The sequence below is a fragment of the Alteromonas alvinellae genome (assembly GCF_902705805.1).
On sequence record NZ_CACSIH010000127.1, the window covers coordinates 23,661 to 50,617 of the forward strand.

The window sequence follows — 26,957 nt, forward strand, 5'->3', positions numbered from 1 at the left end:
TTTTTGGCCGGACGTGAACTTTATTTATTACCGACACCATCTCTCATTCAATCGTAATTATTTTGCCGATTGGTAATGCACCTTTCTGATTTATGACGTAATTATGACATTATGGGTAAAGAAAAACGGACTTTTAAAGAGACTTTAGCCAAAAACTCGTTGATTCATGTAGCGGCATTAGATTGGTTTGCGTTGTTTTGAAAGGGCATTTATTATTCATCAAGCAATCGGCGTTGGCGTACCAATACATCTTCACGAATGGGGAAATATCCGTCTCTTAACACCTGCTCCTGCCCTTCCTGTGACAAGATATAGCGCAAAAACTCTCTTTCCAGAGTAGGTAAAGGCTCACCAGGCTTTTTATTTATCACTAAATAAAGAAAACGGGCAAACGGATACGTTTCGTTGCGCACCGTATCAATAGAAAGAGGGATTAAGCTATCTAGCGACTCACCTAAAGGCAGAGCGCGAACTCCTGCGGTTTTATAGCCGTAAGCGGCATAGCCAATCGCGCCTGTACCGCTGGCCACGGACAATACTACAGATGCAGAGCCAGGTTGTTCGTTTACCGTATTCTTAAAGTCACCATCGCACAGCGCCATCACTTTAAACAAGCCGTAAGTACCCGATACTGAATTTCGACCGTACAGCCTGATAGGAGAACGATAGCCTATATCGTCAACGCCGAGCTGAGACCAATTGGTAATGGCTGTATTGCTGCCACAAAACTGGGTTTCAGAAAACACCGCGTCAACTTGCTCAAGGGTCATACCCGGCAGCGGATTGCGTCTATCCACAAAAATGGCGATGGCATCCATTGCCACTTTTAATACCGTAGGCGGGTAACCGTGGGTTCGCGTAAAATCCCGTATTTCACTGGGTTTTAGTTCTCGGCTCATAGGGCCTATGGTGGCAGTACCTTCAATAAGTGCCGGCGGAGCGGTAGATGAACCTGACGCCTGTATTTGAAAGCCGACCTGAGGATAAAGGGTTTTGAATTCCTGTGACCAAAAGGTCATTAAGTTTGCCAGCGTGTCTGAGCCAACAGAGGATATTTTTCCTGCCACCCCAGGCTTACGTTCATAGGCAGGTACTTGATAGCTACCAGAAGCAGATGACGAGCTTTGAGTATTTTGAAAATCAGCCAGGGCTCCAAATGGTAACAATAAGCCTATTACTAAAAGTAACGTTGAAAGGCGGTAGCGTTGCCCTTTCATCTTGTCATGCTTTTTGCTCACCAACACTTCTCGCCTCTTAGGGTTACAGTTGCTCTGCAATCAACTCGTTATCCAGCACAAACGAGAAATTGCTGCCCTCACCCAATGTACTGGTTATATCTAAACGGGAATTATGATGACTTAGTACATGTTTTACAATGGAAAGACCTAAGCCTGAACCGCCTGTCTTACGTGAACGTGCTTTATCCACGCGATAAAAGCGTTCGGTAAGGCGGTTAAGGTGATTTGGCTCAATACCATCACCGTTATCTACCACAGAAAATTGCGCGCCATTTGGTTTACGTTGCCAATACACATTAATTTCACCACCTGCTGGGGTGTAGTGAACCGCATTGAAAACCAGGTTTGAACACGCGCTTCGAAGCTCAGTTTCCACGCCAAAAACATAGAGTTCTTTATCGATGTGGAAGTTTATTGTGTGGTTTTTCTCTTTGTTAAGCGCCTGCGCTTCTCTTTCCACTTGCGCAAGGACCACAGGAATATTCACAACATTTTCGTAGATGCGCTCCGAACTTGCTTCAATGCGCGACAACACCAGCAAATCTTCTATCAAGTTTTGCATACGGTGGGTTTGCGATGTCATTTCTTTCATCGCTTTTTGCATGAATGGATCGGAGTCTTCATCAATAGGAAGAATTTCAAGGTATCCGTTAATGACCGTTAGCGGCGTACGCAATTCATGAGACACATTTGCCACAAAGTCCTTACGCATTTCTTCAAGCTGGGACACCCGCGTTATGTCACGGGCAATCAGCAATAGATGCTCATCGCCATAAGGCATAATCCGGTATTCAAAGGTTTTGTTGGGGTTAGTAGGCGACGGTACTTCAATGGGGTATTTATAATTCCCTGCATGAAAGTACTGAATAAACTCCGGATGGCGCAACAAGTTGTCGATTCGACGCCCTGAGTCTTGCGGCCATTTAAGCCCTAAATCCAAGCGAGCAAGGCGGTTACACCAAATAATGCAGGCCTTAGCATCAACCACTACCGCCGCATCAGGCAAGGCTTCAGACCCCTCTCTAAAGCGCTTTACCAATTCACCAAGTTCTTTACGCTTATTGCGGTTACGACGCTGAAGGTAATAAATCCCTTCATAAATATGTTCCCACACGCCACGCACGGTTGGTGGAGACATTTTACGACTATGCCATAACCAGCGATTTAGCTTGTAAAGATGCCAGTAGTTAAATAGCAGTAGCAGCGTTGCGCCAATAGCAACGGCAAACAGCATATCATCCAAATACCACCCTACCAGCGCAAAAACCACAAGGAATAGCACTAAGCGCAATGTACTTCTCAACCAGGAGAACGGGTAATACATGAAATAGCTCGCGTTGTTAAAGGTGGAATTGGGCGCATGCCCAGATGGCGCTGCGGCATCAAGGGAATAACACCATGTTACTCCCTAAACACTACATTTATTACAGCTTAGTAGAAAAACGGTAACCCGCGCCGCGTACTGTCTGGATCATAGCATCATGTCCGTGGCGAGAGATAGCTTTGCGTAGACGTCGAATATGTACATCTACCGTTCTGTCTTCTACATACACATTGGTTCCCCAAACATTATCTAGCAGTAACTCTCGGCTATAAACACGTTCTGGGTGCGTCATAAAGAAGTGCAACAACTTAAATTCAGTTGGCCCCATGTCTAACGGCTCTTCATTCGCCATTACGCGATGTGATACCGGCTCAAGTTTTAGGCCATTAAATTCAATGGGCTCCTCGCTTGATGTAGGCGTTACTCTTCGCATCACTGCTTTTATTCTTGCCACAAGCTCTTTCGGCGAGAATGGTTTAGTCACGTAGTCATCAGCACCAGCATCTAACCCACGAATTTTGTCTTCTTCTTCGCCACGGGCCGTAAGCATGATAACGGGAATGTCACGAGTAAACTCGTGCTGCTTTAAACTTTTAGCTAGCTGTACACCGCTTCCTCCCGGCAACATCCAATCTAATAAGATTAAATCTGGGTAAGGTTCGCAAATTTTTTCTTGCGCGATGTCGAAATCTTCGGCTTCAATTATGTTAAAACCAGACTGCTCAAGCACAAACTTAAGCATTTCACGGATAGGCGCTTCGTCCTCAACCACCAACACTGTACGAGACATCGTAATATTCCTGCTCATTTTTAAACGCCGTTATTATTAATGTGGTCTGTGACAGTTTTATTAAAACGATTACATTAATGTGTCAAGTTTAATACGTTTATAAAACACGCGACGCACAAAGTTTGAGCATAGAATCTTGTTTATTCATACGATTGCGCATATTCTTGGTTTGTCTTAAATTTCAACGTGTATGTAATTTATAACGACTATCTCGCCATGGTGTGGGTATCATCAAAAGTCTGAAGTAACAGGGGTATGTTTTTCTATGGCTGCGGTCAAGACGGGGTTATCGAGGAAGCTTTTAGCAAGGGTACTGTCTGTATACTTTGCCCTCACACTGCTTGTGACAATAGGACAAATCTTTACTGAATATCTCAGCACAAAAAATCACGTTGAAGGCGAGCTGCAAACCCTGAAAAACACCTTTTCTTCAAGCCTGACTCGCGCCTTGTGGGAGTTAAATAATGATCAGGTCCGCGCTATTGCTGAAGGATTAATGTCACTGCCTATTGTTGAAGGACTTCAAGTACGCGGTGAGAATGGCAACTACATTGCAGAGTATGGCATTCGTGCGCAACGCTCACCCGCACCTGTTGATCAAGAACTCATAGAAGATCACGCCGGCGGCGTTTTTAGCTATAGCTTTCCATTGGTGTTTAAATTCTCTGGGCGCGAATCTACCGTTGGCGATGTCACCTTGTATTCGAGCTTCGACACTATTTTTAGTCGTATTGAAGTGGGCGTGTTTTTTCTCATCGGTAACGCATTGGTAAAAACCACTTTTCTTGTCTTCTTATTCATGACCGCATTTCGCACCATGCTTTCTGAACCGCTGCAAACCATTACTGAGCAAATGGGTAACTTCGATCCGCAACATCCAGAGGAGAGTAAACTCAGCATAAAACTCGATGATGACAACGAGCTATTACAGCTTAAGGAATCTTACAACCACGTTATTGACGACCTTATTATTTCAAACAATAAGCTGAAAGACGCGCAGAATGAACTTACCCTCGCCAACAAGAAGCTAGACGACCAAAACCTTATATTAGAACAAGAAGTGGCAAAGAAGACCGCATCTTTGTCTCAAATCATGCTCGACTTAGAGCAGCAAAAAGACGAACTTATTGCCCATCAACGAGAGCTTCGCCAGGAAAACGAAAACCGCCAGTACATAGAAGCTGAACTTCGCAAACGCAACCAAGAACTCGCCAGTTCAATGGATACGCTTCATCAAGCACAAGAACAATTGGTTGAATCAGAGCGCATGGCCTCACTAGGCGGCCTTGTTGCGGGTATAGCGCATGACGTTAACACGCCCCTAGGGGTGAGCGTTACCGCAGCCAGTTTTCTTCAAGAGCGACTGAACAACTTAAAGACCGACTTTCAAGATAAAAGCCTGACCAGTAAGAATATGGCAAGCTTTATTGACGAGGCTGAGCAAACTGCACTCTTACTTTTGAGTAATTTAGAGCGGGCATCCGACCTTATTGCTAGCTTTAAACAAGTGGCCGTTGACCAAACTAGTGAAACCGAACGCGAGTTTGTTTTAGGTGATTACATTAACGAGATCATTCAGTCGTTAAAACCAAGCTTCAAGCATACTGAACATCAAATTAACGTATCCTGCCCCGACAATTTAGTTGTAACCTGTGCACCCGGCGCCATCGCGCAAATTGTCACCAATATGGTTGTTAACTCAATCACACATGGATTTGAAGATAAGACAGCCGGAACTATAACATTGGATGTGAAAGAAGCTGGCGAAAACGTTGTGGTTCAATACAGCGACGACGGTAGGGGCTTAGGTGAAGAAGAGCTAGGAAAATTGTTTGATGCGTTCTTTACCACCAAACGTGCGGAAGGTGGCAGTGGTCTGGGCACACATATTATGTATAACCTGGTTACCCAGTCACTTCAAGGCCATATCGAAGCTGACAGCAACCCCGGCAACGGCTTGCATTACACTATCCGGTTTCCTAAGAAAACGCACGCTTAGCTCTCCTATTTATTTTCAATCTGTAAAGCGTGCGGTAGGCGCACTTTTTAGAGCCAGTTATTCAATTGCATCGCAAGTATTCCGTTGGTACGCTTGCGCCCTATTTTTATCAAGAGAATGCTTACACTATGTGGTTTAAAAATGTAAAAGCCTATCAAATAACTCAGCCGTTATCGCTAGACGAGGGTGATTTAGAACGTGCGCTTAACGAACACGCTTTTCGCCCATGCGGCAGCCAGGATTTAGCAACCATGGGGTTCGCCTCTCCGTTTTCTCAGGCGGGTAAGCAAGGCACAATGTTCCATGTTGTTCAACAGCGTTTTTGGATAACCCTAAAAAAACAAGAAAAGATTTTGCCCGGTGCAGTGGTAAATGCCGAGCTTGACGAAATGGTGGCCAAAATTGAAATGGAAACCGGTTCGCCAGTTGGTAAAAAAGCCAAAGCAGATCTTAAACAAGAAATTCAAACCCGCTTGCTGCCCCAGGCATTTACGAAAAACACCTACACTCACGGCTTTATTTCTCTTGCTGACAACTTAGTTGTGGTTGACGCATCATCTGATGGCAAAGCCGAAGCCTTTTTGGCCATGGTAAGAAAAGCCATAGGCTCACTTCCAGTAGTGCCATTTACGCGCAGAAGCCTTCAAAGTGAGCTTACGCACTGGGTTACTGAGTCAACACCAGAAGGTGTAGGTCTACTTGAAGAAGCTGAACTAAAATCTACCGATGACACTGGTAGCGTTATTCGTTGTAAAAACCAGCCGCTTGATAGCGAAGAAATTAGTATTCATTTGGATGCCGGTAAGCTGGTTCAAAAGGTTGCATTCGAATATGCAGAAACGTTGACGGCTATAATGTGTGAGGATGGCGCCATTAAACGTGTTAAGTTCACCGACCGCATTAAAGAAGAAACTGACGATGTGCCAAAAGATCAGGTTGAAGCGCGCCTTGATGCAGAGTTCGCGCTTATGTCAGCCGAAATTTGTACACTGCTTAACTTCCTTCGCGGAGCGCTTAATCTTAACGACGATAGTTTATAAACTATCGGCAAATAAATATTAAGCCGATGAGAAAGATAGCCTAGCGCTATCGAAAAGCCTAATTACCTTGGGGTAGTTAGGCTTTTTATTAGGTCCTGTTAATTAACTTGCTTGTTTGAACTGGCAACTGCCATGTAGCACAAGTACTTCCAAGCTTTTTTCTGAGCCTTTTTCCTAGCCCTTTTCCTAACTTTTGCAAGAAAGTTGCCCAATCGCTTTAAGTGGGATAGTGAATAACCACAATAAAGCGCGTTTCTCCCACTTCATCTCGATAACCGTGGGGCTGGTCTGCGCGTAATATACATTGCTCTTGCGCTTGATAGGTTTGCCATTGACCATCTTGTAAAACCCCTAATTTTCCTTTTAGTACGTGAATATGTTCGGTGACGCCTATTTGATGCGCCGAAGAGTGCTGCTCATGAAAGTCCGTTAAGCATAGTTCAAACATTTCAAACTGGGTGGCTGAGTTAAACGGAAATAGCGTTTTTATGGTTACGTTTGGGTCGTTAGCGAACTTGTTGTCGGCATGTTGGGACGTAGGTGCGGTTTCATCACCTGACAAGAAAGAAGAAAAAGAACACGCAAGACCGGTTGCTATCTTCCACAAGGTAGCGATTGTGGGGCTAGACTCGCCTCGTTCTATTTGCCCCAACATGGCTTTAGACACGCCCGTCAACTGCGCGGTTTTATCAAGGGAAAGCCCCCGCGCTTTACGAACAGACTGCAGGTGGTGTGCAATACTTCTTGAAATAGCAGAAGGCTGCGCATTTGCTTTTGTCATGTAATGAAGGCCTTTTATTTTGACGCTGAGTTTAATAAAGCAGTTGTGCGCTATAACGCACAGATGTTAAGTTATCTATTGTACGTTATAGCGCACAGAAAGGTAGAGTAGCACATTCGATAGACACTAAAAGCGTGTTTCATCGCTCAGCCGATTCCAAATCGAAATTCCATCACGAGGGTTTTCATGAGTAAATGGAAGTTAAGTCATATCAGCGCAGGGCTAACCGCGGTTACAGTAGGTTACAGTAGTTCTGTTGTCATTATCATTGATGTAGCGCGTAAAGCCGGCGCCAGTGACGACATGGTAGTGAGTTGGTTGTTGGCGCTTGGGCTCGGTATGGGCATTACCTGCATTCTGTTTTCGTGGCTATCCAAACTGCCCGTTGTTACCGCTTGGTCTACCCCTGGCGCGGCCTTTTTGTTAACCAGTATCGGTGACTACCGTTTAAGTGAAGCCATTGGTGCATTTATACTATGTGCCTTGCTTTCTCTTGTAACTGCGCAAAGCCGTAGCCTGCTCAAACAAATAAGTCGGATTCCCCCTGCAATCTCATCGGCGCTTTTGGCCGGCATTCTCTTACCTATATGCCTTGCGATATTCAGTGATGTTAATGACGCACCCTACTTAGTTGCGTTATTTATCGCGGCTTATTTAGTAGGAAGCCGACTATTTCCCCGCTATCTTATGCTGTTGTTGCTGATCATGTCGGTGACCATTAGCTTGTTTATGAGTAGTGCAGATGGTGTGGTTGCTCTATCAAGCGACTCACCAGGGCTGCCATCAATATTCACCCTGCCCGAGCCTATTTGGGTAACGCCCATTTTCTCACTGAGTGCTGCCATTGGATTAGCATTTCCCCTTTTTCTTATCACCACGCTTTCTCAAAACTTGCCAGGTATAGCTATTCATCACGCCCATGGCTATACGCCCGACCACAAACCCATTTTGTCAGGCATTGCCATTGTTCAAGCCTTATTAGCACCTTTCGGTGGTTTTACCTTTAACTTAGCGGCAATAACAGCAGCGCTATGCATGGGCGAGCAAGCGGATGATGAAAAGTCGCAACGCTATAAAGCCGCTATAGCAGCGGGGGTGGCGTATTTGTTCATGGGGTTATTAGCGTCTGTGGTCGTTGCGCTATTTGTGAGTATGCCCAGTATCATTATTCATCTGCTTGCTGGACTAGCCCTATTAGCTACGCTGCAAGGAGCAGTGGTTCGCGCTATGGAAGTAGAGCATCACAGGGCTGCTGCTCTGCTTACCATGCTGTGTACGGCGTCTGGATTTAGTTTATATTCCATGACTTCAGCGGTGTGGGGATTAGGGTTAGGTTTATTGCTGCTTTACGTTCAAAAGAAGCCTGTTAGCGCGTAGCAGCATTTGTTTGCTTTGTGCCGTTTCATTGTCAGCTTTCCATTTTTCAGCTTTTCATAACGAAAAGGCCGGTACTGAAGTTATGCTTCAGTACCGGCCTTTGCAGTATTTTTTAGCTTAAAACACTTACAAGAAGATCTGCTTCGCTGCGCTTGCAAGCTCTTCAAACTCATCAGAGTGAAGTTCGCCCATATCTTCAACCACACCGCGCTGCATCGCTAAGTTTAACATAGCGTCTTTTTGACTGCCTGCAGCACCTGAAACTGCCGCGCCCACACGTACAAAATCAATATAACCTAGTTCATCAGGCAAGTAGCTTAAATCTTTCCAGTTTTTAGCCACGTTGACAAAGCTATCGCCGAAGCCCCATTCTCTCATTATGCTTGCACCAATGCGGCCAGCTAATTTATCTATAGCAACTTCAAGGAATGAAGGGTTAGCAAAGATTTCAGGATGACGTTCAGCTTCAGTCAAAATAGGTAAAACGCCAATGTTGTGAACCAGTGCCGCTAGCGTCATGGTATCCATGCTCATTTCACGCTTTTTCGTACGAGCGATATATAGCTGAAGTACTGCCATAGAGTTAGCAACAATATTTACAGTGTTTGCCCACTCTTGCTGTAAATAGCGTGCAACTACATCGTTTTTAGAAACGAATAGCTGCTCCATTGCTAACGCTGTAGAGATATTCTTAATTTGGCGCAAACCAATTCGTGTTACCGCTTGGCTGATAGAAGTCACTTTTACACTGCGGCCCATGTAAGCGCTGTTCGCAATTTTGATCATTCTTGCGCTGAGTGATGGATCTTGACCGATAACATCACCCATTGCGTTCAGGTTAATATCGGGATCGTCTGCCGCTTTACGGACTTTCAATGCAATAGCAGGAAGTGTAGGAAGGACCAGTGTGTCATTATTTATTTTTTCAACCAAGATGGTTGAAAGCGCGTTCTGTGTAGACATATTTCTACCCTTAGAAAGTTCCAAATAGCCTTGATAAGGCGATAGTTTGCGTTACCCGTTGTTCATCTAGGCATCATTAATTCTGACGCACTAAACAAATTGAATGTTCATGCGTTGCATTCCCTGCGTTCATTCACATAGGCCTCTATGTTTCACGCTAAAATACAAACCGTTTATTGTTTTATTATGGTATTTCTATCACCATACTATAGTAGCTCTTTGGTTTCGACCAACTAAAAAAGGCTGCTTCAGTACGAATAATTAATAACCGCAGAAGCACCAGAGCTCATTTAAAGTATAGACAACTAGTAGCAAACCACTATTGATATTGAGCAAATAATTTTCATACTTTTGTATAAAATCAAAAGCATAGCTATAGTGAACTACTTTATCACCGCACCAACTACTGTTTAATGACAGTGTAACGACACGGTAAACTTTATTATGAAAAAAACGATTTCAACATACTCTCCTATCGCTGCGGCTGTAGCAGGGTTATTCATGCTGACAGCGTGCAGCAAAAGCGCCGACATAACACAAACTCAAACGGCAAAGCCTGACACCACTACAGAGCAAACCTTACTTGTTGATGAGTCTCGCTTGTCTATTTATCACGGCGTAGATCTTACCAGCGATTTGTCACACCTTAGTGACAATCAACACAAAATGCTTTCACTGTTAATTGATGCATCGAAAATCATGGACGACTTATTCTGGAAGCAAGCGTTCTTTGAAGATAAAGATGCATTTCTTTCGTCAATTAGTGACGAAAAAGTTCGCCACTTTGCAGCGATAAACTATGGACCTTGGGATCGCTTAAATGGCGATACACCTTTTTTAAGTGGCTATGAAGACAAAGCGCTGGGCGCTGAGTTCTACCCCCATGATATGGAAAAAGAGGAATTTGCCACGGCAGATTTTGACGACAAACAAGGCATTTATTCCATGGTGAAGCGCGATGAAGCGGGCAACCTTTATTCGGTGCCTTATTCTGAAGCCTTTAAAAGCGAATTAATGAAGGCGTCTGACTTACTTAAAAAAGCGTCAGAGCTTGCTGAAGATGAAAGCTTTAAACAATATTTGCAGCTGCGTTCTGAAGCCCTACTATCAAACGACTACCTGGCTTCTGACATGGCGTGGATGGATATGAAAACCAACCCTGTTGAGCTAGTTATCGGTCCTATTGAAAGCTACGAAGATCAACTCTTTGGCTATCGCGCAGCGTTTGAAGCCTATGTACTCATTAAAGACTTAGCATGGAGTGAAAAGCTAGCTAAATACGCGGCCTTCTTACCTGAATTACAGCAAGGCCTTCCGGTTGCTGAGGCATATAAAGCGGAAATGCCAGGTTCTGATGCAGACCTTAACGCTTATGATGTTATTTATTATGCCGGCCACTCTAATGCAGGCAGTAAGACCATTGCAATTAACTTGCCCAATGACGAGCGAGTACAGCTAGAAAAAGGCACCCGCCGCCTTCAGCTTAAAAACGCGATGCGCGCTAAGTTCGATACTATTTTGGTGCCTATTGCGGATACGTTAATTGTACCAGAGCAACGTGAATACATTACGTTCGACGCCTTTTTCGCGAACACCATGTTTCATGAAGTAGCACACGGTTTAGGGATTAAAAATACCCTAGATGGTTCAGGGACTGTGCGAGGAGCACTTAAAGAGCATGCGTCAGCGCTTGAAGAAGGCAAAGCGGATATTCTAGGTTTGTACATGGTACAAAGTCTTCTTGAAAAAGGTGAAATCACTGAAGGTACACTAGAAGATTATTACGTTACCTTTATGGCTGGCATTTTCCGTTCTGTGCGCTTCGGCGCAAGCTCTGCACACGGAAAAGCGAACATGATCCGCTTTAACTTCTTTGCCCAGCAAGGCGCCTTCGAGAAAACAGAAGACGGCATGTATCGCGTAAATATGGAGAAGATGGGCGCCGCAGTAGAAGCACTATCTGAACTAATCCTTACGTTACAAGGTGATGGCGATTACGATGGCGTAGCGAAGCTAGTAGAAACTATGGGTGTAATTAAACCCGATCTTGCTTCAGATTTAGCGCGCCTAGAGGCAGCGAGCATTCCAGTTGATATTCACTTCAACCAAGGTAAGAAAGTGCTAGGACTTGCTGACTAAGTAAGCACTGGACTTATCAAATAAAAAATGCCGCCCTGAGATAACTATCAAGGGCGGCATTTTTGTATCGCTAATTACACACGCTACTCTACATGCTGCTTCATGTTTTCGGTATATGGAGGCCAGCCTAACGGTTTACCCGCTAATACATGCAGATGAATGTGATACACCGTTTGACCACCGTATTCATTACAGTTCATTACCGTACGAAAGCCTTGGTCAGCAAACCCTTGCTCCTTTGCAATTTTTGCTGCAACAAATGACAAGTGCCCCACCACTTCGCGATCTTCTTCGGCTATATCGTTTACCGTTGCAATTTGCTTTTTCGGAATAACCAGAAAGTGAGTCGGTGCCTGAGGGTTTATATCTTTAAACGCCAGCGCCAATTCATCTTCGTACAATATGTCCGCTGGAATTTCCTTGCTGATGATTTTATCAAATATTGTTTCTGCCATATCTCACTTCCCTTACCAATTAGGTGATTACCAATTATGTTAGCGGTGTTAAAACATTTGCCTGCGAACATAATTAAAAATTAAGTGCTATTGTGCGGCGCTGGGGCACATTCTCATGCGAATAACCCCCTCATACGAAAACCCCTCATACGAAGAATAGCGCCCTTTTTCTTTACTTAAGCGAAAACAAACCACAGTAGTATTACGCCCAACGCCAAGCGATAGATAACAAAAGGCAGCATGCCGATACGCGATATCCAGCTTAGGAACAAATAGATACAAAGGTAGGCGCTTACGAATGAAAACGCCGCGCCATAAAGCAACGCATACCAGTCTACCGCTTCGTTGGCATTAAGCAGGTCGAGAGTGGCTAAAAGCCCCGCGCCTAAAATAACTGGGATAGACAGCAAAAAGGAAAAGCGTGCACACGCTTCGCGCTTAAGGCCTAACATCAAACCTGCGGTCATCGTAATACCTGAGCGAGATGTGCCAGGAATGAGTGCCAATACTTGGGCTAACCCGATATAGATGGCTTGCTTAAGTGTCAGTCCTTCTAGCTCTTGTTCGCGTTTTGCAGTGGCATCGGCGTACCATAGCAGCAAACCAAAAATAATAGTGGTACCCGCTATTACCAGCGCCGTACGTGCGTTTTCTTCTATCCAGCCTTTCATTAAAAAGCCAATAATAACCGCTGGAATAGTCGCCACAATTACGTACCAAGCAAGTTTGCTGTCGGTAGATTGTTGCTTGCTAAACCCTTGTGTTACCCATGCCACGGTCATCTGCCCTATTTCTTGGCGAAAATAAATCATTACCGCTAGAAGGCTTCCCACATGTACAGCAACGTCAAACGCTAAGCCCTGACTTACCCACCCAAAAAGTTCAGCGGGCAACAATAAATGCCCAGAGCTACTAATGGGAAGAAACTCAGTAACGCCCTGAATAATTGCTAGAATAATAATTTCGAAAAGTGTCATTCCTTTGCTTAACTCCAAGTAAAGTCAATTGGCCATAATTGCTGTTTCTGTTTATCAAAGTTTTGCCACATTTTGGCATAGGTTTCTTGCGTTTCAGGGTGAATGTCGTTGGGAACAAGTTCAGCTAACGGCCACAGCACAAACGCGTTGTAGCAAATCTCTTCGCGAGGTAAAACCACAGGGGTTGTAGTTACCTTACTATCATAGGTAAGCAAGTCGAGATCAAGGGTTCTGGCACAGAATTTTTTGTCTGTATGCACCCTGCCATTGTCTTTTTCAATGGCTTTAAGAATTGCGCACACCTCTTCTATACTTTTTGACGTCGTCGCACGGGCAGCAGCATTATAAAAAGGGCTGCCGTTAAAGCCCACCGCTTCGCTTTCGTAGACCGAAGACACTGCAACATCTGAGAAGTGTTGTTTTAGGGCAACCAAAGATTGCCTTGTGTAATGCTCGCGCTCAATATTAGAGCCAATGCTGATTAAGATGGTGTGTTGTGACATTAATTGCGCTCTTTACGCATTTCAACGGCAACGGTTTGCGCATTGGGAAGAATATTAGGTTTAACTATTTTTAGGGTTATCGATGCAACGGAGAAGTTTGCAAGTACCGTCTCCATAACCTTGCTTCCGAAAGCCTCAAGTAATTCGAACGTACTTTCTTTACCTACTTTTACGATGCACTCGGCTACTTTGGCATAGTCTACCGTATCAGCAACATCATCACTTTGCATCGCTGCGCTTAAGTCAACATCAAGTGTTATATCAAGAAGTAGCTGGGTGGTTCTTACTCGCTCCCAATCATAAACACCAATCAGGGTATCTACTTCAAGCCCTGTTATATAAATTTTTCCCATGGAATTTCATCTTGTCTGTTATCAAACCAGTTTATTGCCCTACTTTCCGGCTCCAATACTGGTCTTACTACTGCGCTTTCAACCACATATTGCTGGTAAACGGTGGTATATCGCGTTTGGATGGAGTAGCTTTACGCTTGTGTGGCACAACTATACCGCTGTATGACAACTGGGGGCAACCAAGGTTTTGTAATTTAATGGGACAAAAGCCTTTAACCTCCTACAAAAGAAGTGAAACCTGAAAGGTCGTGCTTCTAAAACGCTTTTGATAATTAGAATGAAAAAATGATTTCGCTAACGCTTTTAATGGCTGCTGTTGCCTACCTCTTCGGTTCACTATCAAGTGCAGTGGTTATAAGCCAATTATTTGGTTTACCGGACCCGAGAACCGCCGGCTCTAAAAACCCAGGTGCCACTAACGTATATCGCTTGGGTGGCCGTATTCCTGCGCTACTGGTACTTGTTATGGATATACTAAAAGGCACTATTCCCGTTTACGGCAGTTACTTTCTGGGCATAGAGCCAATCATGTTAGGCGTCATTGCTATTTTCGCGTGCTTGGGGCATATTTTTCCGCTCTATTTTGGTTTCAAAGGTGGAAAAGCCGTCGCCACTGCGTTTGGCGCTATGCTCCCTATAGGCCTCGATTTAGCAGGTTTGCTTATTTTGAGTTGGGTAGTAGTGGTGTTTCTTACGGGCTATTCTTCATTAGGCGCGCTTATCGCAGTATCTCTTGCGCCGTTATTTACATTTTTGATTAAGCCTTTATATACCGTGCCCGTGGCAATGCTTTCGCTGCTTATCATTCTACGCCACAAAGACAACATTGCCCGTCTTTTAGCGGGCAATGAAAGTAAAGTATGGGATAAGGGAAAAGTTAAAGAGTAAGCGCCTTTTCCAGCACATCTAACTTACCATCTATCGGCGTAACCGGCGCAATGCCAAGTATTTTGGCCAACGCAGGATAAATCTCCAGGTTGCTAAACACAGGTAGGGTGGTATTCGTTTTAAACGCAGGTCCCACTGCTACAAACGTCGCCCCCATATCAGGCAGCGTGTTCATGTAGCCATGCCCACCTTTACTAATATGCATGCTGTTGGCGTTTTTAAAGCGTGCTGGCGGGGCTATCTCAATAATAATATCGCCGGTTCTATTTCCCAATTCCATATGTCGCTCAGCGCGCTGGGTATCGTTAAGCACAATGTAACGGTTTTCGGCTATATGGGTAAGACGTTCTGTTTCTTCGGTGATTTGTTTATCGTTCACGCCCACTTTGGCGTAAAGATGAACTTGCGCTCCCTCATTTTCAATAATGAAGCTATCAGGTATAGATAAAGACTCAACTTCTATAAGCTGACTTTCATCAATGGGTGTCATGCCGTGGTCCGACACCACCACCAAGTTTACCGGCAAATCTAATGCGTTAATGCGTTCATAAAGTTGACCAATAAGTGCATCCACTTCCTGCACCGCATCATTGGTTTTGTCGGCAAAAGGTCCTTCGTCGTGTCCTACCGAATCGGTAAGCGAGAAATAACCCGCAATAAAGCGAGGGCGCGACACCTCAGGCAGTTTCAACCAAGTTATGATCTGATCTACTCGCTGTTGGTAATCGGCGTATTTAGAGTAGTGATAGAAGTAGCTAGGCAAGGTACCTGATATGCGTGAATCAGACTCTGGCCAGAAGAAGGTAGCTGCCTTCATGCCATGATATTCCACTAAGTTCCATAGCGGCGTTGCCGTAATCCACGTGCTGTCCATGCCGCCGTAACCCAGCTTGTACTGCGCGTAGCCTTCTTTCGTTGGGCGAGACTTATCAAAAAATCGATTGTTCACGATGCCGTGGTGTTTCGGTAATAACCCAGTGATAAGTGAAATATGGTTGGGAAAAGTATTTGAAGGATAAACAGGGGTCATAGACGACGCTCTTACCCCTTTCTTTGCAATAGCACCAAGGTGTTGCGCGTTGTGTAATTCGATATAGTCGTGGCGAAATCCATCAAGAGAAATGAGCACGACATACTGATCTTGCTGCTCTTGCTTCAGGCCTTTTACAAAGTCATTCAAGGGTGCTTTGCTTGATGCAAATGCATTGGACGCAGTGAGCGCTGCAAAGGTAAGCGAAATAAATAACGACAATGCTAAATAGAATAGCGGTGCATTTTGTTTTGTTCCGTCTGTTGCTAAGCGCATGGTGTTTAACGTCCTTACTCAAGGTTCATTTTAGTAAAACAAAAGGCAACGGAATGCGCTCCCATTGCCTTTTATATATGCTTTTTTGTTTTACCTGCTTGCTATGCTCAATATTTCCCCAGTGAACTTAGGGAAGGCATAGTAGCGTTTACAGCGAAGTGTGGCGCCTAATTACCGGCTTTTTATGAATACCTAAATCGCCGATAAAGTATCAAGGGGCCAGCGCGGCTTGGCTTGAGAAGACAAGGCCAAGGTTTCCCCAGCTTTCAAACGCTGCATGCCCGCATAGGCAATCATGGCACCATTGTCTGTACAATACGCTAAGCTAGGATAAAACACCTCTCCTTTTAGCTCTTGCATTAGGGCTTTCATCTCACTGCGCAGCATTGTATTTGCACTTACGCCGCCAGCAATCACCAAACGCTTCATGCCGGTCTGCTTTAATGCCCGTTTACATTTTATAATAAGCGTATCAACTACTGCTTCTTGAAACGCGTAGGCAATATTCGCTCTAATTTGCTCAGCATCATCACCCGTTAGGTCAGCATCGCGAATGGTGTTCGCCGCAAAGGTCTTTAAACCACTGAAACTGAAATCTAGTCCTGGTCTATCGGTCATCGGGCGAGGAAACTTGTAGTGTCCCGCTTCTCCCTTTTCAGCCAGTTTTGCTAAAAGAGGGCCGCCAGGGTAATCAAGGCCAAGTAACTTGGCGGTTTTATCAAAGGCTTCACCAGCGGCATCATCAATAGACTCACCAAGTACTTCATATTGACCAATGCCTTCGACTTTAACTAGCATTGAGTGGCCACCTGACACTAATAGCGCAACGAAGGGAAATTCCGGCGCGTCGTCTTCAAGCATAGGCGCTAATAAATGCCCTTCCATATGATGAACGCCCACTGCTGGCACATTCCACGCGTAGGCCAATGAACGCCCGACAGACGAACCCACTAACAATGCGCCCACTAAACCGGGGCCTTGGGTAAAAGCAACGCCGTCTATCTCTGATGGTTGGGTGTTAGCGTCTTCCATAGCCTTTTCAATTAAAGGAATGATCTTTCTTACGTGATCCCGTGACGCAAGTTCAGGCACAACACCACCGTAGTCTGCGTGCAGCTTTACTTGGCTATATAGTTCGTGCGACAGCAACCCTTTTTCATCGTCGTAAACGGCGATGCCAGTTTCGTCACAAGATGTTTCTATTCCTAAAATACGCATGGGGAGTAACCCTTTTACTACTAACTTCAATGCTTAGTTTTTTGATTTGCTGTCGTCTTTTTATCACAACACGTGTTCCTACAATTGTTGAGAGCCATAATGACTAAGCAAATATCAAAAACTGAGAAAATAATTCTGGCGATCTGATGCGATCATCTTTATGATCCCGCCGCGATCATAACACTACCCTAGTCAGGATCATCTGATTCCACACTTTTGATCACCATTTTTCAAAAGGGAATTGAGCAAGAAAACATTCTGAAAAGGGCGCTTATACAAGCCGAGTTAAACAACACGGTGCTTAACGAGCGCAGAGTTTACCTTTAATCCTGCATTCATGGAATGCCAGTGAACAGGTAAATGAACGGTAAATGCACAATATTGGCTATTTTTTGGCAATTCATCCTTTACTTTCTCTGTAGATATGATTAGAATTTCGCACCATTTTTAACCCGGGTGGCCTTTTTAGCGCACAATTTTACCCGGATTTACACAGTAAAAGTTTTGAGGTGAGTGTTTAATGCCTATCGTTAAAGTTAGAGAAAACGAGCCGTTTGATGTGGCGCTGCGTCGTTTTAAGCGTTCTTGTGAAAAAGCAGGTGTTCTTTCTGAAGTTCGTCGTCGTGAATTCTTCGAAAAGCCAACTTGGGAACGCAAGCGCAAGAAAGCTGCCGCTAAGAAGCGTCATCTTAAGAAGCTAGCTCGTGAAAACGCACGTCGCGTAAAACTCTACTAATATAGGGTTAAGTAACGAGTCTGAAAGGTGTTGCAATTGCAGCACCTTTCGCGTTTCTGGGCCTTTATTTTTTTGGCCTTATTCTTAACGACTCCATTTTTTCCTTTTCAAAATGGTTGCATTTGATTTTCAACCTGGGGCTTAATAATACCAGTCCGCATAGCTCATTACCTTCTGAGTGGGCAATGACCTATGCGTATTGGTATCAGCTCAATCTACTAATAAAAAATCAGGAAACATCATGGCACTAATTGATGATTTAAAAGCAGCGCAAAAAGATGCGATGCGTGCAAAAGAAAAAGTACGTCTTGGTACTATTCGCATGGCAATGGCTGCCATTAAGCAAAAAGAAATCGATGAACAAATTACGCTAGACGATAGCGCAATATTAGCGGTACTGACCAAAATGGTTAAGCAGCGCCAAGACGCGGCTGCCCAATATGACGCAGCGAACCGCGACGACCTGGCTAGCAAAGAGCGTGAAGAAATTACTTACATTGAAGATTTCTTACCTCAGCCTTTGACTGACGATGAGCTAAATGCACTTATCGACGAAACCATGGCTGCGACCGGAGCATCGGGTATGCAGGATATGGGTAAAGTCATGGGCGCCTTGAAACCTAAGGTTCAAGGCCGCACCGACATGGGTGCTTTGAGTGCAAAAATTAAGGCGCGTTTGAACGCTTAAACTCTGCCCTTTCGTAAAAGTGAAGCGTGTAGAAGGTGTGCATTGTCACACCTTCATTGTTCTCATTTTTACACTTCCCTGTTAAAGTGGATTACTGTTTTCATAATGTTGTAGCCTGTCGCTTGAAGCGCAGTTACTACTTGTGCTTTTCTCATTCTTTTGAACTGAATCTTTTTTAACTAACCCTTTTTGAAAGTACCCTCATGGCTGGAAAGATACCTCGCGATTTTATAGACGACCTGCTGTCACGTACCGATGTGGTAGAAGTGGTAGATAGCCGAGTTAAACTTAAAAAAGCAGGTAAAAACTACCAAGCGTGCTGCCCTTTTCATAACGAAAAGTCGCCATCTTTCACTGTTAGTCAAGACAAACAGTTTTACCACTGTTTCGGCTGTGGCGCTCACGGTAACGCTATCTCGTTTATTATGGAATTCGACCGCTTAGAATTTGTCGAGGCCATTGAAGAGCTAGCGCGCTATCACGGGCTTGAAGTACCCCGTGAAAAGGGCAGTCGCCCTGCCATGAGCGAAGAGAAAAAGCAGCAACAGCAAGACGATTACGCAGTAATGGAGCAAGTTGCACGCTTTTTCCAACATCAGTTGCGCCAAAATGGTAATAGTAAGAAAGCCATCGACTATTTGAAAAACCGCGGGTTAAGCGGCGATATCGTTAAGCAATGGGAAATTGGCTACGCGCCAGACAGTTGGGACGCGTTGCTAAATACCTTTGGCAAAGATCCACAGCGCATCAAGCAACTGGTCGATTTAAAGCTGGTCAATAAAAACGACCAAGGGCGTACCTACGACTTCTTCCGCGACCGCATTATGTTTCCTATCAGGGACAAACGGGGTCGTGTGGTGGGTTTCGGCGGCCGAGTATTAGATGATGGCGGCCCTAAATACTTAAACTCGCCAGAAACCCGCATTTTCCACAAAGGCAGTGAGCTCTTTGGCTTTTATTCTGCTAGACAAAAAAATCGTAGTCTGGATACCGTCGTTATTGTAGAAGGCTATATGGACGTAGTGGCGCTAAGTCAATTCGACATTAATATTGCTACTGCTGCGCTAGGTACAGCTACCACACCTGAACATATTCAAATGCTGGTTCGCGCCACCTCTCACATTGTATGCTGTTATGACGGTGACCGCGCAGGGCGGGAAGCTGCATGGCGCGCGTTAGAAAACGCCCTGCCCGCGTTAAAAGACGGCGTGCGTATTTCGTTTTTATTCTTACCCGACGGCGAGGACCCTGACACTATGGTGCGTCAGGTGGGGAAAGATGCGTTTATGGAAATGCTAGATGACGCCATGCCGTTATCCCGCTTTTTCTTTGAAAACTTATTAAAGACGCACAATGTGGGCACGCCGGAAGGTAAAATTGCCCTTAAGAAAGCGGCAATGCCGCTTATCGAGAGCACATTAGGTGATGATCAAAAGCAAATGCTGCTGGAAGAATTAGCCAAGCACACTGGCGAGTTCGATCGGTTTAAACTTCAGCAAGATATCACCAAAGCCAATCAAGGTTCGAAGCAAGCTTATTCTCCGAATCGCAATCAAGTAAACAAGCCTAAACTGTCACCGCTTCGTATGCTGATACGCTTGCTGCTTGATAAACCTGAATTAGCCACACTATGTGAAGACGTTCAAATTGATATTTTTGCGGGCAGCAACGCTGCTGGTATGGATTTATTACGCGATGTTCATCGCTATTGCGTAAGTCATCCTCAAGCAAAAACCGCGCAGCTTGTTGAAAATTTCCGCGACCATCCCCATTCTTCTACTATCGCGAAATTATTGTTACAAGAACACTTGGTTAAAGACGAGGATGCTGAACGGGTTTACAACGACAGCTTCGCTCGCTTACTGGACGGGCATTTCGATAGCCGCATTGAAACCTTAATTTCACGCTCGCGGGTTCAGCCACTGACACAGGCGGAAAAACAGGAATTGAACCTGCTTATGAGGGAAAGACAGAAGAGTTAACCTTGGGCAAACTGACCTAGAGGTTTGCCTGTTCTTTTGTAGGCTTTTGCATAAGGCTTTTTTTAAACGCTTATGTTAGTGAGATTGAGTTAACGAGATTATTTTAGCAAGAATAGGCGCTGTAAGTATGCGCTGTTTTATAGCTTAAAAACACTGGCTAAAAAATCGGCCATCAATCTGGTAAAACCACCGTTTATTCTGCTATACTGGCTAATTCGCTGTGGGCACAGATAAACGTGTCTCATTCACTATAAAGTGAACAAAAATACAGCAGCACGAGTAGCAAAGATATAGCCGAACATAACGGGCAGATCCGAACCCGAGCAGATGTGCATCGCAACATAATGGTTTAGACCAGCGTGGCATCGAGCATTAACGGCCTTGATACAAAAGCAGTACTACAGCAGAACGGGGAACATACCTAGACGTATGTTGTCTTTTCTATTGCAAACTAATTGAATGTGAGAAGTGTAGGTTATATGGCGCAAAGCAAGCAGTCTCAGATTAAACTCCTGATTGCAAAAGGTAAAGAGCAAGGTTACTTAACCTTTGCAGAAGTAAACGACCACCTGCCGCAAGATATTGTCGATTCTGATCAAATCGAAGACATAATCCGCATGATTAACGACATGGGAATTCAAGTTTCTGAATCAGCTCCTGATGCAGACGAACTTCTCATGCAAGAAGCGAATGCTGATGAAGATGCTGCAGAAGCGGCAGCTCAGGCACTAGCTACTGTAGAAAGTGAAATTGGCCGTACGACTGACCCAGTTCGCATGTACATGCGTGAAATGGGTACGGTTGAACTTCTTACTCGTGAAGGCGAAATTGAAATCGCTAAACGAATTGAAGATGGTATCAACCAGGTACAATGTTCAGTTGCTGAATACCCAGAAGCTATCACTTATCTATTAGACCAGTGGGATCTTTACGAAGCAGAAGAAATTCGCTTGAGCGACATCATCTCTGGCTTTGTTGATCCTAACGATGAGCAAGACCTTGCTCCAACGGCTACTCACGTTGGTTCTGAATTATCTGAAGAAGAGTTAGATGATGAAGACGACGATGAAGATGATGACGATAGCGACGAAGACGATAGCGGTGTTGACCCAGAGTTAGCCCGTGAGCGTTTCACTGAGCTTCGTGAGCAATACCTTAAAACTCGTGAAGTTATCGAGAAGAAAGGCCGAGCTCATGCTGACTCTCGCACGCAAATCAATGCATTAAGCGATGTTTTCAAAGAATTCCGCCTAGTTCCAAAACAGTTCGATCGCATGGTTAAGAACATGCGTGAGATGATGGACAAAGTGCGTATTCAAGAGCGTCTAGTAATGAAGTTCTGCGTAGTTAACGCAAAAATGCCGAAGAAAGACTTCATCAAAGCATTTGCGGGCAACGAAACGTCTAATGCATGGTTACATGAAGCAGTTAAATCAGGTGCACCATACGCCGCTGACCTTGCTGTAAATCAGGAAGAAATTGAGCGCTGTATTAGCAAGATGAACCAAGTTGAACAGGAAACTGGCTTGGTGATCGCAGATATCAAAGACATCAACCGTCGCATGTCAATCGGTGAAGCGAAAGCACGTCGCGCGAAGAAAGAAATGGTTGAAGCTAACTTACGTCTTGTTATCTCAATTGCTAAGAAGTACACCAACCGTGGTCTTCAATTCCTAGACCTTATTCAAGAAGGTAACATTGGTCTAATGAAGGCGGTGGATAAGTTCGAATACCGTCGTGGTTATAAGTTCTCAACTTATGCAACGTGGTGGATTCGTCAGGCAATTACCCGTTCAATTGCTGACCAGGCGCGTACTATCCGTATCCCTGTTCACATGATTGAGACGATCAACAAGCTTAACCGTATCTCTCGTCAAATGCTTCAGGAAATGGGTCGTGAGCCTACACCTGAAGAGTTGTCAGAGCGCATGTTAATGCCTGAAGATAAAATTCGTAAGGTACTTAAAATTGCTAAAGAGCCAATCTCGATGGAAACCCCTATCGGTGATGATGAAGATTCACATCTTGGCGACTTTATCGAGGACAGCACAATTATTCAGCCCCTCGACTCAGCAACTGGCGGTAGCTTGAAAGATGCAACGCAGGAAGTACTAGCAGGCCTTACTGCCCGTGAAGCCAAAGTACTTCGTATGCGTTTCGGTATTGACATGAATACCGACCACACCCTTGAAGAAGTAGGCAAGCAGTTTGACGTAACCCGTGAGCGTATTCGTCAAATTGAAGCGAAAGCACTTCGCAAACTTCGCCACCCTAGCCGTTCTGAGCAGCTACGCAGCTTCTTAGACGAATAGAAAAAAGCATTGCTTTGACTAAAAATCCCCAGCCTTGGCTGGGGATTTTTTTATGCCTTCGTTTTATCCTAATTCTGCTTTACTAGCGCTAGTAACAATTACTTTTGAAATGTAATTGGCGCCTACAAAAAAGCCTCCTTGCGGAGGCCCTAAATAGCATTTTATAAGGTGTTACACTCTGAATTGCTTCGCAATTGACTCAAGGTGCTGCGCAAGGTCGGCAAGTTCATTACACATGGTGCCTAGTTCACCTGAACGACTCGCCGTTTGCTCAGTGCGCTGATGAATTTCATCAACGTGACGCACAATATCCACTGCTACCGTGCGCTGGTCTTCGGTATTGTGCGCAATTTGCTCGTTCATTTGGTTAATGCGCCCAATCGTACTGGTAATGGTTTCTAAGCTACTTCCCGCTTTATTAGCCGTTTCCACACTGCTTGTTGCTTGTTCGGTACCGCGAGACATTACCTCTACCGCTGAGTGAGCAGCATTTTGAAGCTGTTCAATCGTGCTTTGAATTTCTTCCGTAGACTGCTGTGTACGCGATGCTAACGTTCTCACTTCATCTGCGACCACCGCAAAGCCTCTACCCTGTTCACCCGCTCTTGCAGCCTCAATAGCAGCGTTAAGCGCCAATAAGTTAGTTTGCTCAGCGATGCCTTTGATCACATCTAGCACCGAGCCAACTTTATTAGAGTCTGACTCTAAACGGGCTATAACGTCAGCTGTTTCGCGTACGTTCTCAGCAAGCTGCTGAATACTCGTAACGGTTTGCTGTACGATTTGACGACCTTCGCTGGCTGCTGTAGTGGCTTCGTTAGCGTCGCTTGCTGCTTGCGCAGCACTGTGTGCCACCCCATCAACAGAACCGCTCATGGTGTCTACCGCTTGCTTAGCATTGGTTGCAGACCTTTGCTGCACATCGATAGTACGCTGGGTTTCTTCCGTTACACCTCGTAAGTTCTGCGCTAAATTAGATAGCGGCAAACTCGCTTCTACCACGTCTCGAACTACGCCTTGAAGCTTATCCATAAACTGATTGAACCAGTATACCAGATCGCCAATTTCATCCTCGCTTTTGGTTTCAATTCGAACCGTTAGGTCGCCATTTTCTTGTGCGATATCTTTTAATGAACGAACCACATCATCAATACTTTGTTTAATACCGCGAACAATTGGGATCGCTGTTCCAAACAGCAATATAGTCACAACCACGGCTAAAATGACGCCTGTGCTAATTAACGAGGTATTGGCACTGTCTGTGTTTTTAAATGCTTCTTCAAATGCCGCCTGTTGAGCATCGCGAAATTTAGACATAGAAACTATGGCACCATCATAAGATTGATTCATTTGGGCTGAGAGTTCGCCTAAACGGCTAAAGTCAGCTGTGCCGTTCACCATAGATTGTGATACGTCGTAAGCGACGTCGAAGTAGTTATCAAAGCCTGATGAAATACGGGAAATTTCACTACGAAACTCAGGGCTTATAGAAGCAATTTGGTTTAAGCCGCTTTTTGCTTCTTCGGCAAGCTCCTGAGCTATGGTTAATGTGTCTTGATCACCTGTCGTTACAGCGCTCGCAAGGGTGTCGCGAACTTTCTGCATATCAACTAACGTAGATGCCGATAGTTGAAGGGCAGGAAATTGAACTTTCTGAACTTTTTCTAATGTTGCACCGTTGTTGAGCGCGGTATAAACAGTGATAAGCAAGTAAATAACAAAACTTAGCGCTGCGATCCCTGGTATAAGGAAAATTTTAGTCGCAATTGGCATTTTTTTAAGAAAGTTCATCCGCTATCCCACTGTTTTTATAATTGCTTAACTACGTTTCAGTTTTACCTGAAAAAACATCGTATCTAACTTATCTACCAAATAGCTAAAATCTTTAGTGAAATTTATGGCCCCGCATCAAGACGCGGGGCCACAACAAGCAGTTAGAACGTATAGTTCACGCCAACTTTAAGCAACGTTGCATCGTTTAGATCGTTTAAATCATCAGAGTACCAAGTTACGTCAGTTTTTAGCGCAAAGCCTGGCTCAACGTCGTAACGAAGACCTACAGTTACTGCAGATACATCTAATTCTTGTTGAGCAGCAATACCTGCCGCTGTTTGGTAAATACCCGGCGAGCCATTTGCGCCGTTCCACGTTGCATCAACCACGGCATCACCTGTTGCAATCATAGGAGGTAGCGCGGCAATTAAACCTAGCTGAGTGCCATTGTCCGCTTCTTCAACTTCGTAAGTAATATGCGGTGTAAACTTACCAAAGCGCATACCCGCTGTAACGTACCATGCTTTATTATCAGCAATAACAGAGCCATCAACTTCTGTTTGCGTAAATTCTGCACCCACAAACCAATCGTACTTATCGATATCTAAAGCGATTTCAAAGAAGGTACCTGTATCTTCATTAACACTCAAACCTTCAGCGGCTAAAGACGCTGCAGGAATAAAAGCACCATATTGATTTAAACCACCAACAAATGTATCGAAGTCAGCATTGGCTGCACTTGTTTTACCGCGTGCTAGCAAGGTACGAGCACTGAACCAGTCGCGGGTTGCTTCAAATGAAACAGCGACCACGTTTTCCAATTCTAACGCAGCAGGCGTTCCTGAAATGGTGGTATCAGCCTCAACACGACCAACGGTAAACTGTGCACCATATTCCCAGTCACCTGAATAGTTCATGTAGTCTACTCGGACACCGTCAATGTTGTTGAAGTCAATGCCATATACAGCATCTGGTGGTGTTAGCCAGTGATACGAGTAACCGATATCTAATGACGCAGAGTACTTAAATAAAGGCATGCGCAGACGGCCTGCACTGATGTTGAAGTTGTTGTTCAACATATAGGTCATGTACGCCCATTCAAAATCGGCGTCGTAATCTTCACTACCACGGCCAACCAGCTGGGCGGTCGCAGAGAGCTTATCGCTAACATCACCACGAACCTGAAGGCCAAATACACTTGCAGGGTCGAAGTTAAAGTCGCTGTCGTAATCGTACACTGACTCGTCATCGTCTAGTGTCATACCGCCAATAAGGTTTGCAAAGCCGTTGATTTGAATATCAGCCAGTGCGGGAGTAGCTAACAGGCCAGCCATAGATAAGATAGCAAGTTTGGTTTTCATGCGTGTTCCTTAAATTCTTTGTATAAACGGTCAGTTAAAAGGTAGCGACTACTCGTACGCTGTCGTTAACAGCGCCAGCGTCGACGTAACCAATTGCGCCAGGGTTTCCTGCTACAGCAGATACAACTTCTGCATCGCTACCAAGAGCTTTTGGTGGTTGACCTTTACCGGTAAATACTAGTTTTGACCAAAACGCAGTTAACTGTGCTGCGGTTTTGTTTAATACCTTGCCGTTAAATTCATCGGTAGCGGATTGGCCTTCAGCCAGTGCAACAGGCTCAGCTTGTGTACCGCTAGGAAAAGCTTTTGCTTTATTCAAGAAAAGTCGGCTAATGCTATCTTTATCTAAAGCATCTCCATTGCTGGGATGCACGATGACTGCTACATCAGCAATCGCAACGTTGCAGCAAAGTCCTGCTGCAAGTATCCATTTTTTCATCATATGTCCTCTGGAGTCTTTGTGAATGCTAGCTCATCGCTCTTTGCTATTTTTGAAGGCGCTAAAAACGGCATTTGCGTATTTGAGCGATATGAAACAAACATGTGCTTGTATGTCCAAACATTTACAACGAAGTAAGTATTGGTCACAAATACAATATTCGCCACTTTAAGCTTTAAATTTTTACCTTATATAAATTAATAACTTATATAAGCATTCGGGAATGGCGCGCAGTGTAGTGAAAGTAGAAAGTTAAACAACTATACAATTGTCTAATGCATACCTTTGAACCGACATTCCGCATCAAATTCAGGA

At 44.6% G+C, this 26,957-nt stretch carries 23 protein-coding genes; 9 read left to right on the forward strand and 14 right to left on the reverse strand.

Going from position 1 to position 26,957, the window contains the following annotated elements; genetic code table 11:
- Positions 1 to 212: 212 nt before the first annotated feature.
- From ACX5KA_RS09780 to phoB, 3 genes are all read right to left on the reverse strand, one after another.
- Positions 213 to 1,244, reverse strand: a complete 1,032-nt coding sequence (locus ACX5KA_RS09780; RefSeq protein WP_458731007.1) for a PstS family phosphate ABC transporter substrate-binding protein — start codon at positions 1,242 to 1,244, stop codon at positions 213 to 215.
- Between the two features lie 16 nt (positions 1,245 to 1,260).
- Positions 1,261 to 2,562: a phosphate regulon sensor histidine kinase PhoR gene (gene phoR / locus ACX5KA_RS09785; RefSeq protein WP_039219814.1), complete on the reverse strand. Its 1,302-nt coding sequence runs from the start codon at positions 2,560 to 2,562 to the stop codon at positions 1,261 to 1,263.
- A gap of 100 nt (positions 2,563 to 2,662) precedes the next feature.
- On the reverse strand, positions 2,663 to 3,352 hold the full coding sequence (phoB, locus tag ACX5KA_RS09790; RefSeq protein ID WP_014948281.1) for a phosphate regulon transcriptional regulator PhoB: 690 nt from the start codon (positions 3,350 to 3,352) through the stop codon (positions 2,663 to 2,665).
- A gap of 265 nt (positions 3,353 to 3,617) precedes the next feature.
- Between phoB and ACX5KA_RS09795 the strand changes: the two genes are divergently transcribed.
- Together ACX5KA_RS09795 and rdgC are read left to right on the forward strand one after the other, a co-directional pair.
- A complete protein-coding gene (locus tag ACX5KA_RS09795) occupies positions 3,618 to 5,351 on the forward strand; it encodes a sensor histidine kinase (RefSeq protein ID WP_458731008.1) in 1,734 nt (577 codons plus the stop codon).
- Positions 5,352 to 5,479: 128 nt separating this feature from the next.
- Positions 5,480 to 6,391, forward strand: a complete 912-nt coding sequence (gene rdgC, locus ACX5KA_RS09800) for a recombination-associated protein RdgC (RefSeq protein WP_014948279.1) — start codon at positions 5,480 to 5,482, stop codon at positions 6,389 to 6,391.
- Between the two features lie 217 nt (positions 6,392 to 6,608).
- Here rdgC and ACX5KA_RS09805 read toward each other — a convergent pair whose 3' ends face one another.
- Positions 6,609 to 7,172, reverse strand: a complete 564-nt coding sequence (locus ACX5KA_RS09805; RefSeq protein ID WP_458731009.1) for a helix-turn-helix domain-containing protein — start codon at positions 7,170 to 7,172, stop codon at positions 6,609 to 6,611.
- Positions 7,173 to 7,358: 186 nt separating this feature from the next.
- Between ACX5KA_RS09805 and ACX5KA_RS09810 the strand changes: the two genes are divergently transcribed.
- Entirely contained in the window at positions 7,359 to 8,549 is a 1,191-nt protein-coding gene (locus ACX5KA_RS09810; RefSeq protein WP_458731010.1) for a benzoate/H(+) symporter BenE family transporter, read from the forward strand.
- 126 nt (positions 8,550 to 8,675) lie between these two features.
- Here the strand turns inward: ACX5KA_RS09810 and ACX5KA_RS09815 are convergent, their stop codons facing one another.
- On the reverse strand, positions 8,676 to 9,512 hold the full coding sequence (locus tag ACX5KA_RS09815; RefSeq protein WP_039219824.1) for an HDOD domain-containing protein: 837 nt from the start codon (positions 9,510 to 9,512) through the stop codon (positions 8,676 to 8,678).
- A 444-nt stretch (positions 9,513 to 9,956) separates the two neighbouring features.
- Here ACX5KA_RS09815 and ACX5KA_RS09820 point away from each other — a divergent pair, with 444 nt between their 5' ends.
- Positions 9,957 to 11,651, forward strand: coding sequence for a dipeptidyl-peptidase 3 family protein (locus ACX5KA_RS09820; RefSeq protein ID WP_458731011.1), 1,695 nt, complete (start codon positions 9,957 to 9,959; stop codon positions 11,649 to 11,651).
- 83 nt (positions 11,652 to 11,734) lie between these two features.
- On the opposite strand, the gene ACX5KA_RS09825 is transcribed toward ACX5KA_RS09820, so the two are convergent.
- The 4 genes from ACX5KA_RS09825 to folB form a co-directional block, all read right to left on the reverse strand.
- Entirely contained in the window at positions 11,735 to 12,106 is a 372-nt protein-coding gene (locus ACX5KA_RS09825) for a histidine triad nucleotide-binding protein (RefSeq protein ID WP_014948274.1), read from the reverse strand.
- Positions 12,107 to 12,282: 176 nt separating this feature from the next.
- Positions 12,283 to 13,083, reverse strand: a complete 801-nt coding sequence (locus ACX5KA_RS09830; RefSeq protein WP_049587049.1) for an undecaprenyl-diphosphate phosphatase — start codon at positions 13,081 to 13,083, stop codon at positions 12,283 to 12,285.
- 8 nt (positions 13,084 to 13,091) lie between these two features.
- Positions 13,092 to 13,586, reverse strand: coding sequence for a 2-amino-4-hydroxy-6-hydroxymethyldihydropteridine diphosphokinase (folK, locus tag ACX5KA_RS09835; protein WP_049587047.1), 495 nt, complete (start codon positions 13,584 to 13,586; stop codon positions 13,092 to 13,094).
- Positions 13,586 to 13,939, reverse strand: coding sequence for a dihydroneopterin aldolase (gene folB / locus ACX5KA_RS09840; protein WP_039219834.1), 354 nt, complete (start codon positions 13,937 to 13,939; stop codon positions 13,586 to 13,588). Before folB ends, folK begins: the two co-directional genes overlap by 1 nt.
- Before the next feature lie 285 nt (positions 13,940 to 14,224).
- Between folB and plsY the strand changes: the two genes are divergently transcribed.
- Positions 14,225 to 14,827 (forward strand): glycerol-3-phosphate 1-O-acyltransferase PlsY, encoded by a 603-nt coding sequence (gene plsY, locus ACX5KA_RS09845; RefSeq protein ID WP_039219837.1) that lies wholly within the window; start codon positions 14,225 to 14,227, stop codon positions 14,825 to 14,827.
- Here plsY and ACX5KA_RS09850 read toward each other — a convergent pair.
- Positions 14,817 to 16,133, reverse strand: coding sequence for an alkaline phosphatase family protein (locus ACX5KA_RS09850; RefSeq protein ID WP_458731012.1), 1,317 nt, complete (start codon positions 16,131 to 16,133; stop codon positions 14,817 to 14,819). The genes plsY and ACX5KA_RS09850 overlap by 11 nt on opposite strands.
- A gap of 192 nt (positions 16,134 to 16,325) precedes the next feature.
- Positions 16,326 to 17,351 carry a tRNA (adenosine(37)-N6)-threonylcarbamoyltransferase complex transferase subunit TsaD gene (gene tsaD / locus ACX5KA_RS09855; RefSeq protein ID WP_458731013.1) on the reverse strand — a complete coding sequence of 342 codons (1,026 nt, stop codon included), beginning with the start codon at positions 17,349 to 17,351 and terminating at the stop codon, positions 16,326 to 16,328.
- 520 nt (positions 17,352 to 17,871) lie between these two features.
- Between tsaD and rpsU the strand changes: the two genes are divergently transcribed.
- The 4 genes from rpsU (at position 17,872) to rpoD (ending at position 23,069) form a co-directional block, all read left to right on the forward strand.
- Positions 17,872 to 18,087, forward strand: a complete 216-nt coding sequence (rpsU, locus tag ACX5KA_RS09860) for a 30S ribosomal protein S21 (RefSeq protein WP_012517258.1) — start codon at positions 17,872 to 17,874, stop codon at positions 18,085 to 18,087.
- A gap of 241 nt (positions 18,088 to 18,328) precedes the next feature.
- Positions 18,329 to 18,775 (forward strand): GatB/YqeY domain-containing protein, encoded by a 447-nt coding sequence (locus ACX5KA_RS09865; protein WP_012517256.1) that lies wholly within the window; start codon positions 18,329 to 18,331, stop codon positions 18,773 to 18,775.
- A 203-nt stretch (positions 18,776 to 18,978) separates the two neighbouring features.
- Complete coding sequence (gene dnaG, locus ACX5KA_RS09870; protein ID WP_049587032.1) at positions 18,979 to 20,757, forward strand: DNA primase; 1,779 nt, start codon at positions 18,979 to 18,981, stop codon at positions 20,755 to 20,757.
- Between the two features lie 479 nt (positions 20,758 to 21,236).
- Positions 21,237 to 23,069, forward strand: coding sequence for an RNA polymerase sigma factor RpoD (gene rpoD / locus ACX5KA_RS09875; protein ID WP_014948265.1), 1,833 nt, complete (start codon positions 21,237 to 21,239; stop codon positions 23,067 to 23,069).
- A gap of 171 nt (positions 23,070 to 23,240) precedes the next feature.
- On the opposite strand, the gene ACX5KA_RS09880 is transcribed toward rpoD, so the two are convergent.
- The 3 genes from ACX5KA_RS09880 to ACX5KA_RS09890 all read right to left on the reverse strand — a co-directional run bounded on the left by ACX5KA_RS09880 (position 23,241) and on the right by ACX5KA_RS09890 (position 26,642).
- Positions 23,241 to 24,860: a methyl-accepting chemotaxis protein gene (locus ACX5KA_RS09880; RefSeq protein ID WP_458731014.1), complete on the reverse strand. Its 1,620-nt coding sequence runs from the start codon at positions 24,858 to 24,860 to the stop codon at positions 23,241 to 23,243.
- A gap of 143 nt (positions 24,861 to 25,003) precedes the next feature.
- The gene (locus tag ACX5KA_RS09885) at positions 25,004 to 26,203 is read right to left on the reverse strand and encodes a topoisomerase IV (RefSeq protein ID WP_458731015.1); all 1,200 of its coding nucleotides are present in this window, start codon (positions 26,201 to 26,203) and stop codon (positions 25,004 to 25,006) included.
- 34 nt (positions 26,204 to 26,237) lie between these two features.
- Positions 26,238 to 26,642, reverse strand: coding sequence for a type 2 periplasmic-binding domain-containing protein (locus ACX5KA_RS09890; protein WP_458731016.1), 405 nt, complete (start codon positions 26,640 to 26,642; stop codon positions 26,238 to 26,240).
- Positions 26,643 to 26,957: the final 315 nt, after the last annotated feature.

What these genes read in the sequence shown, in the direction of transcription:
- phoR (WP_039219814.1), bottom strand. Translation starts at nt 2,562, where the DNA reads ATGTATTACCCGTTCTCCTGGTTGAGAAGTACATTGCGCTTAGTGCTA.
- phoB (WP_014948281.1), bottom strand. Translation starts at nt 3,352, where the DNA reads ATGTCTCGTACAGTGTTGGTGGTTGAGGACGAAGCGCCTATCCGTGAA.
- ACX5KA_RS09795 (WP_458731008.1), top strand. Translation starts at nt 3,618, where the DNA reads ATGGCTGCGGTCAAGACGGGGTTATCGAGGAAGCTTTTAGCAAGGGTA.
- rdgC (WP_014948279.1), top strand. Translation starts at nt 5,480, where the DNA reads ATGTGGTTTAAAAATGTAAAAGCCTATCAAATAACTCAGCCGTTATCG.
- ACX5KA_RS09805 (WP_458731009.1), bottom strand. Translation starts at nt 7,172, where the DNA reads ATGACAAAAGCAAATGCGCAGCCTTCTGCTATTTCAAGAAGTATTGCA.
- ACX5KA_RS09810 (WP_458731010.1), top strand. Translation starts at nt 7,359, where the DNA reads ATGAGTAAATGGAAGTTAAGTCATATCAGCGCAGGGCTAACCGCGGTT.
- ACX5KA_RS09815 (WP_039219824.1), bottom strand. Translation starts at nt 9,512, where the DNA reads ATGTCTACACAGAACGCGCTTTCAACCATCTTGGTTGAAAAAATAAAT.
- ACX5KA_RS09820 (WP_458731011.1), top strand. Translation starts at nt 9,957, where the DNA reads ATGAAAAAAACGATTTCAACATACTCTCCTATCGCTGCGGCTGTAGCA.
- ACX5KA_RS09825 (WP_014948274.1), bottom strand. Translation starts at nt 12,106, where the DNA reads ATGGCAGAAACAATATTTGATAAAATCATCAGCAAGGAAATTCCAGCG.
- ACX5KA_RS09830 (WP_049587049.1), bottom strand. Translation starts at nt 13,083, where the DNA reads ATGACACTTTTCGAAATTATTATTCTAGCAATTATTCAGGGCGTTACT.
- folK (WP_049587047.1), bottom strand. Translation starts at nt 13,586, where the DNA reads ATGTCACAACACACCATCTTAATCAGCATTGGCTCTAATATTGAGCGC.
- folB (WP_039219834.1), bottom strand. Translation starts at nt 13,939, where the DNA reads ATGGGAAAAATTTATATAACAGGGCTTGAAGTAGATACCCTGATTGGT.
- plsY (WP_039219837.1), top strand. Translation starts at nt 14,225, where the DNA reads ATGATTTCGCTAACGCTTTTAATGGCTGCTGTTGCCTACCTCTTCGGT.
- ACX5KA_RS09850 (WP_458731012.1), bottom strand. Translation starts at nt 16,133, where the DNA reads ATGCGCTTAGCAACAGACGGAACAAAACAAAATGCACCGCTATTCTAT.
- tsaD (WP_458731013.1), bottom strand. Translation starts at nt 17,351, where the DNA reads ATGCGTATTTTAGGAATAGAAACATCTTGTGACGAAACTGGCATCGCC.
- rpsU (WP_012517258.1), top strand. Translation starts at nt 17,872, where the DNA reads ATGCCTATCGTTAAAGTTAGAGAAAACGAGCCGTTTGATGTGGCGCTG.
- ACX5KA_RS09865 (WP_012517256.1), top strand. Translation starts at nt 18,329, where the DNA reads ATGGCACTAATTGATGATTTAAAAGCAGCGCAAAAAGATGCGATGCGT.
- dnaG (WP_049587032.1), top strand. Translation starts at nt 18,979, where the DNA reads ATGGCTGGAAAGATACCTCGCGATTTTATAGACGACCTGCTGTCACGT.
- rpoD (WP_014948265.1), top strand. Translation starts at nt 21,237, where the DNA reads ATGGCGCAAAGCAAGCAGTCTCAGATTAAACTCCTGATTGCAAAAGGT.
- ACX5KA_RS09880 (WP_458731014.1), bottom strand. Translation starts at nt 24,860, where the DNA reads ATGAACTTTCTTAAAAAAATGCCAATTGCGACTAAAATTTTCCTTATA.
- ACX5KA_RS09885 (WP_458731015.1), bottom strand. Translation starts at nt 26,203, where the DNA reads ATGAAAACCAAACTTGCTATCTTATCTATGGCTGGCCTGTTAGCTACT.
- ACX5KA_RS09890 (WP_458731016.1), bottom strand. Translation starts at nt 26,642, where the DNA reads ATGAAAAAATGGATACTTGCAGCAGGACTTTGCTGCAACGTTGCGATT.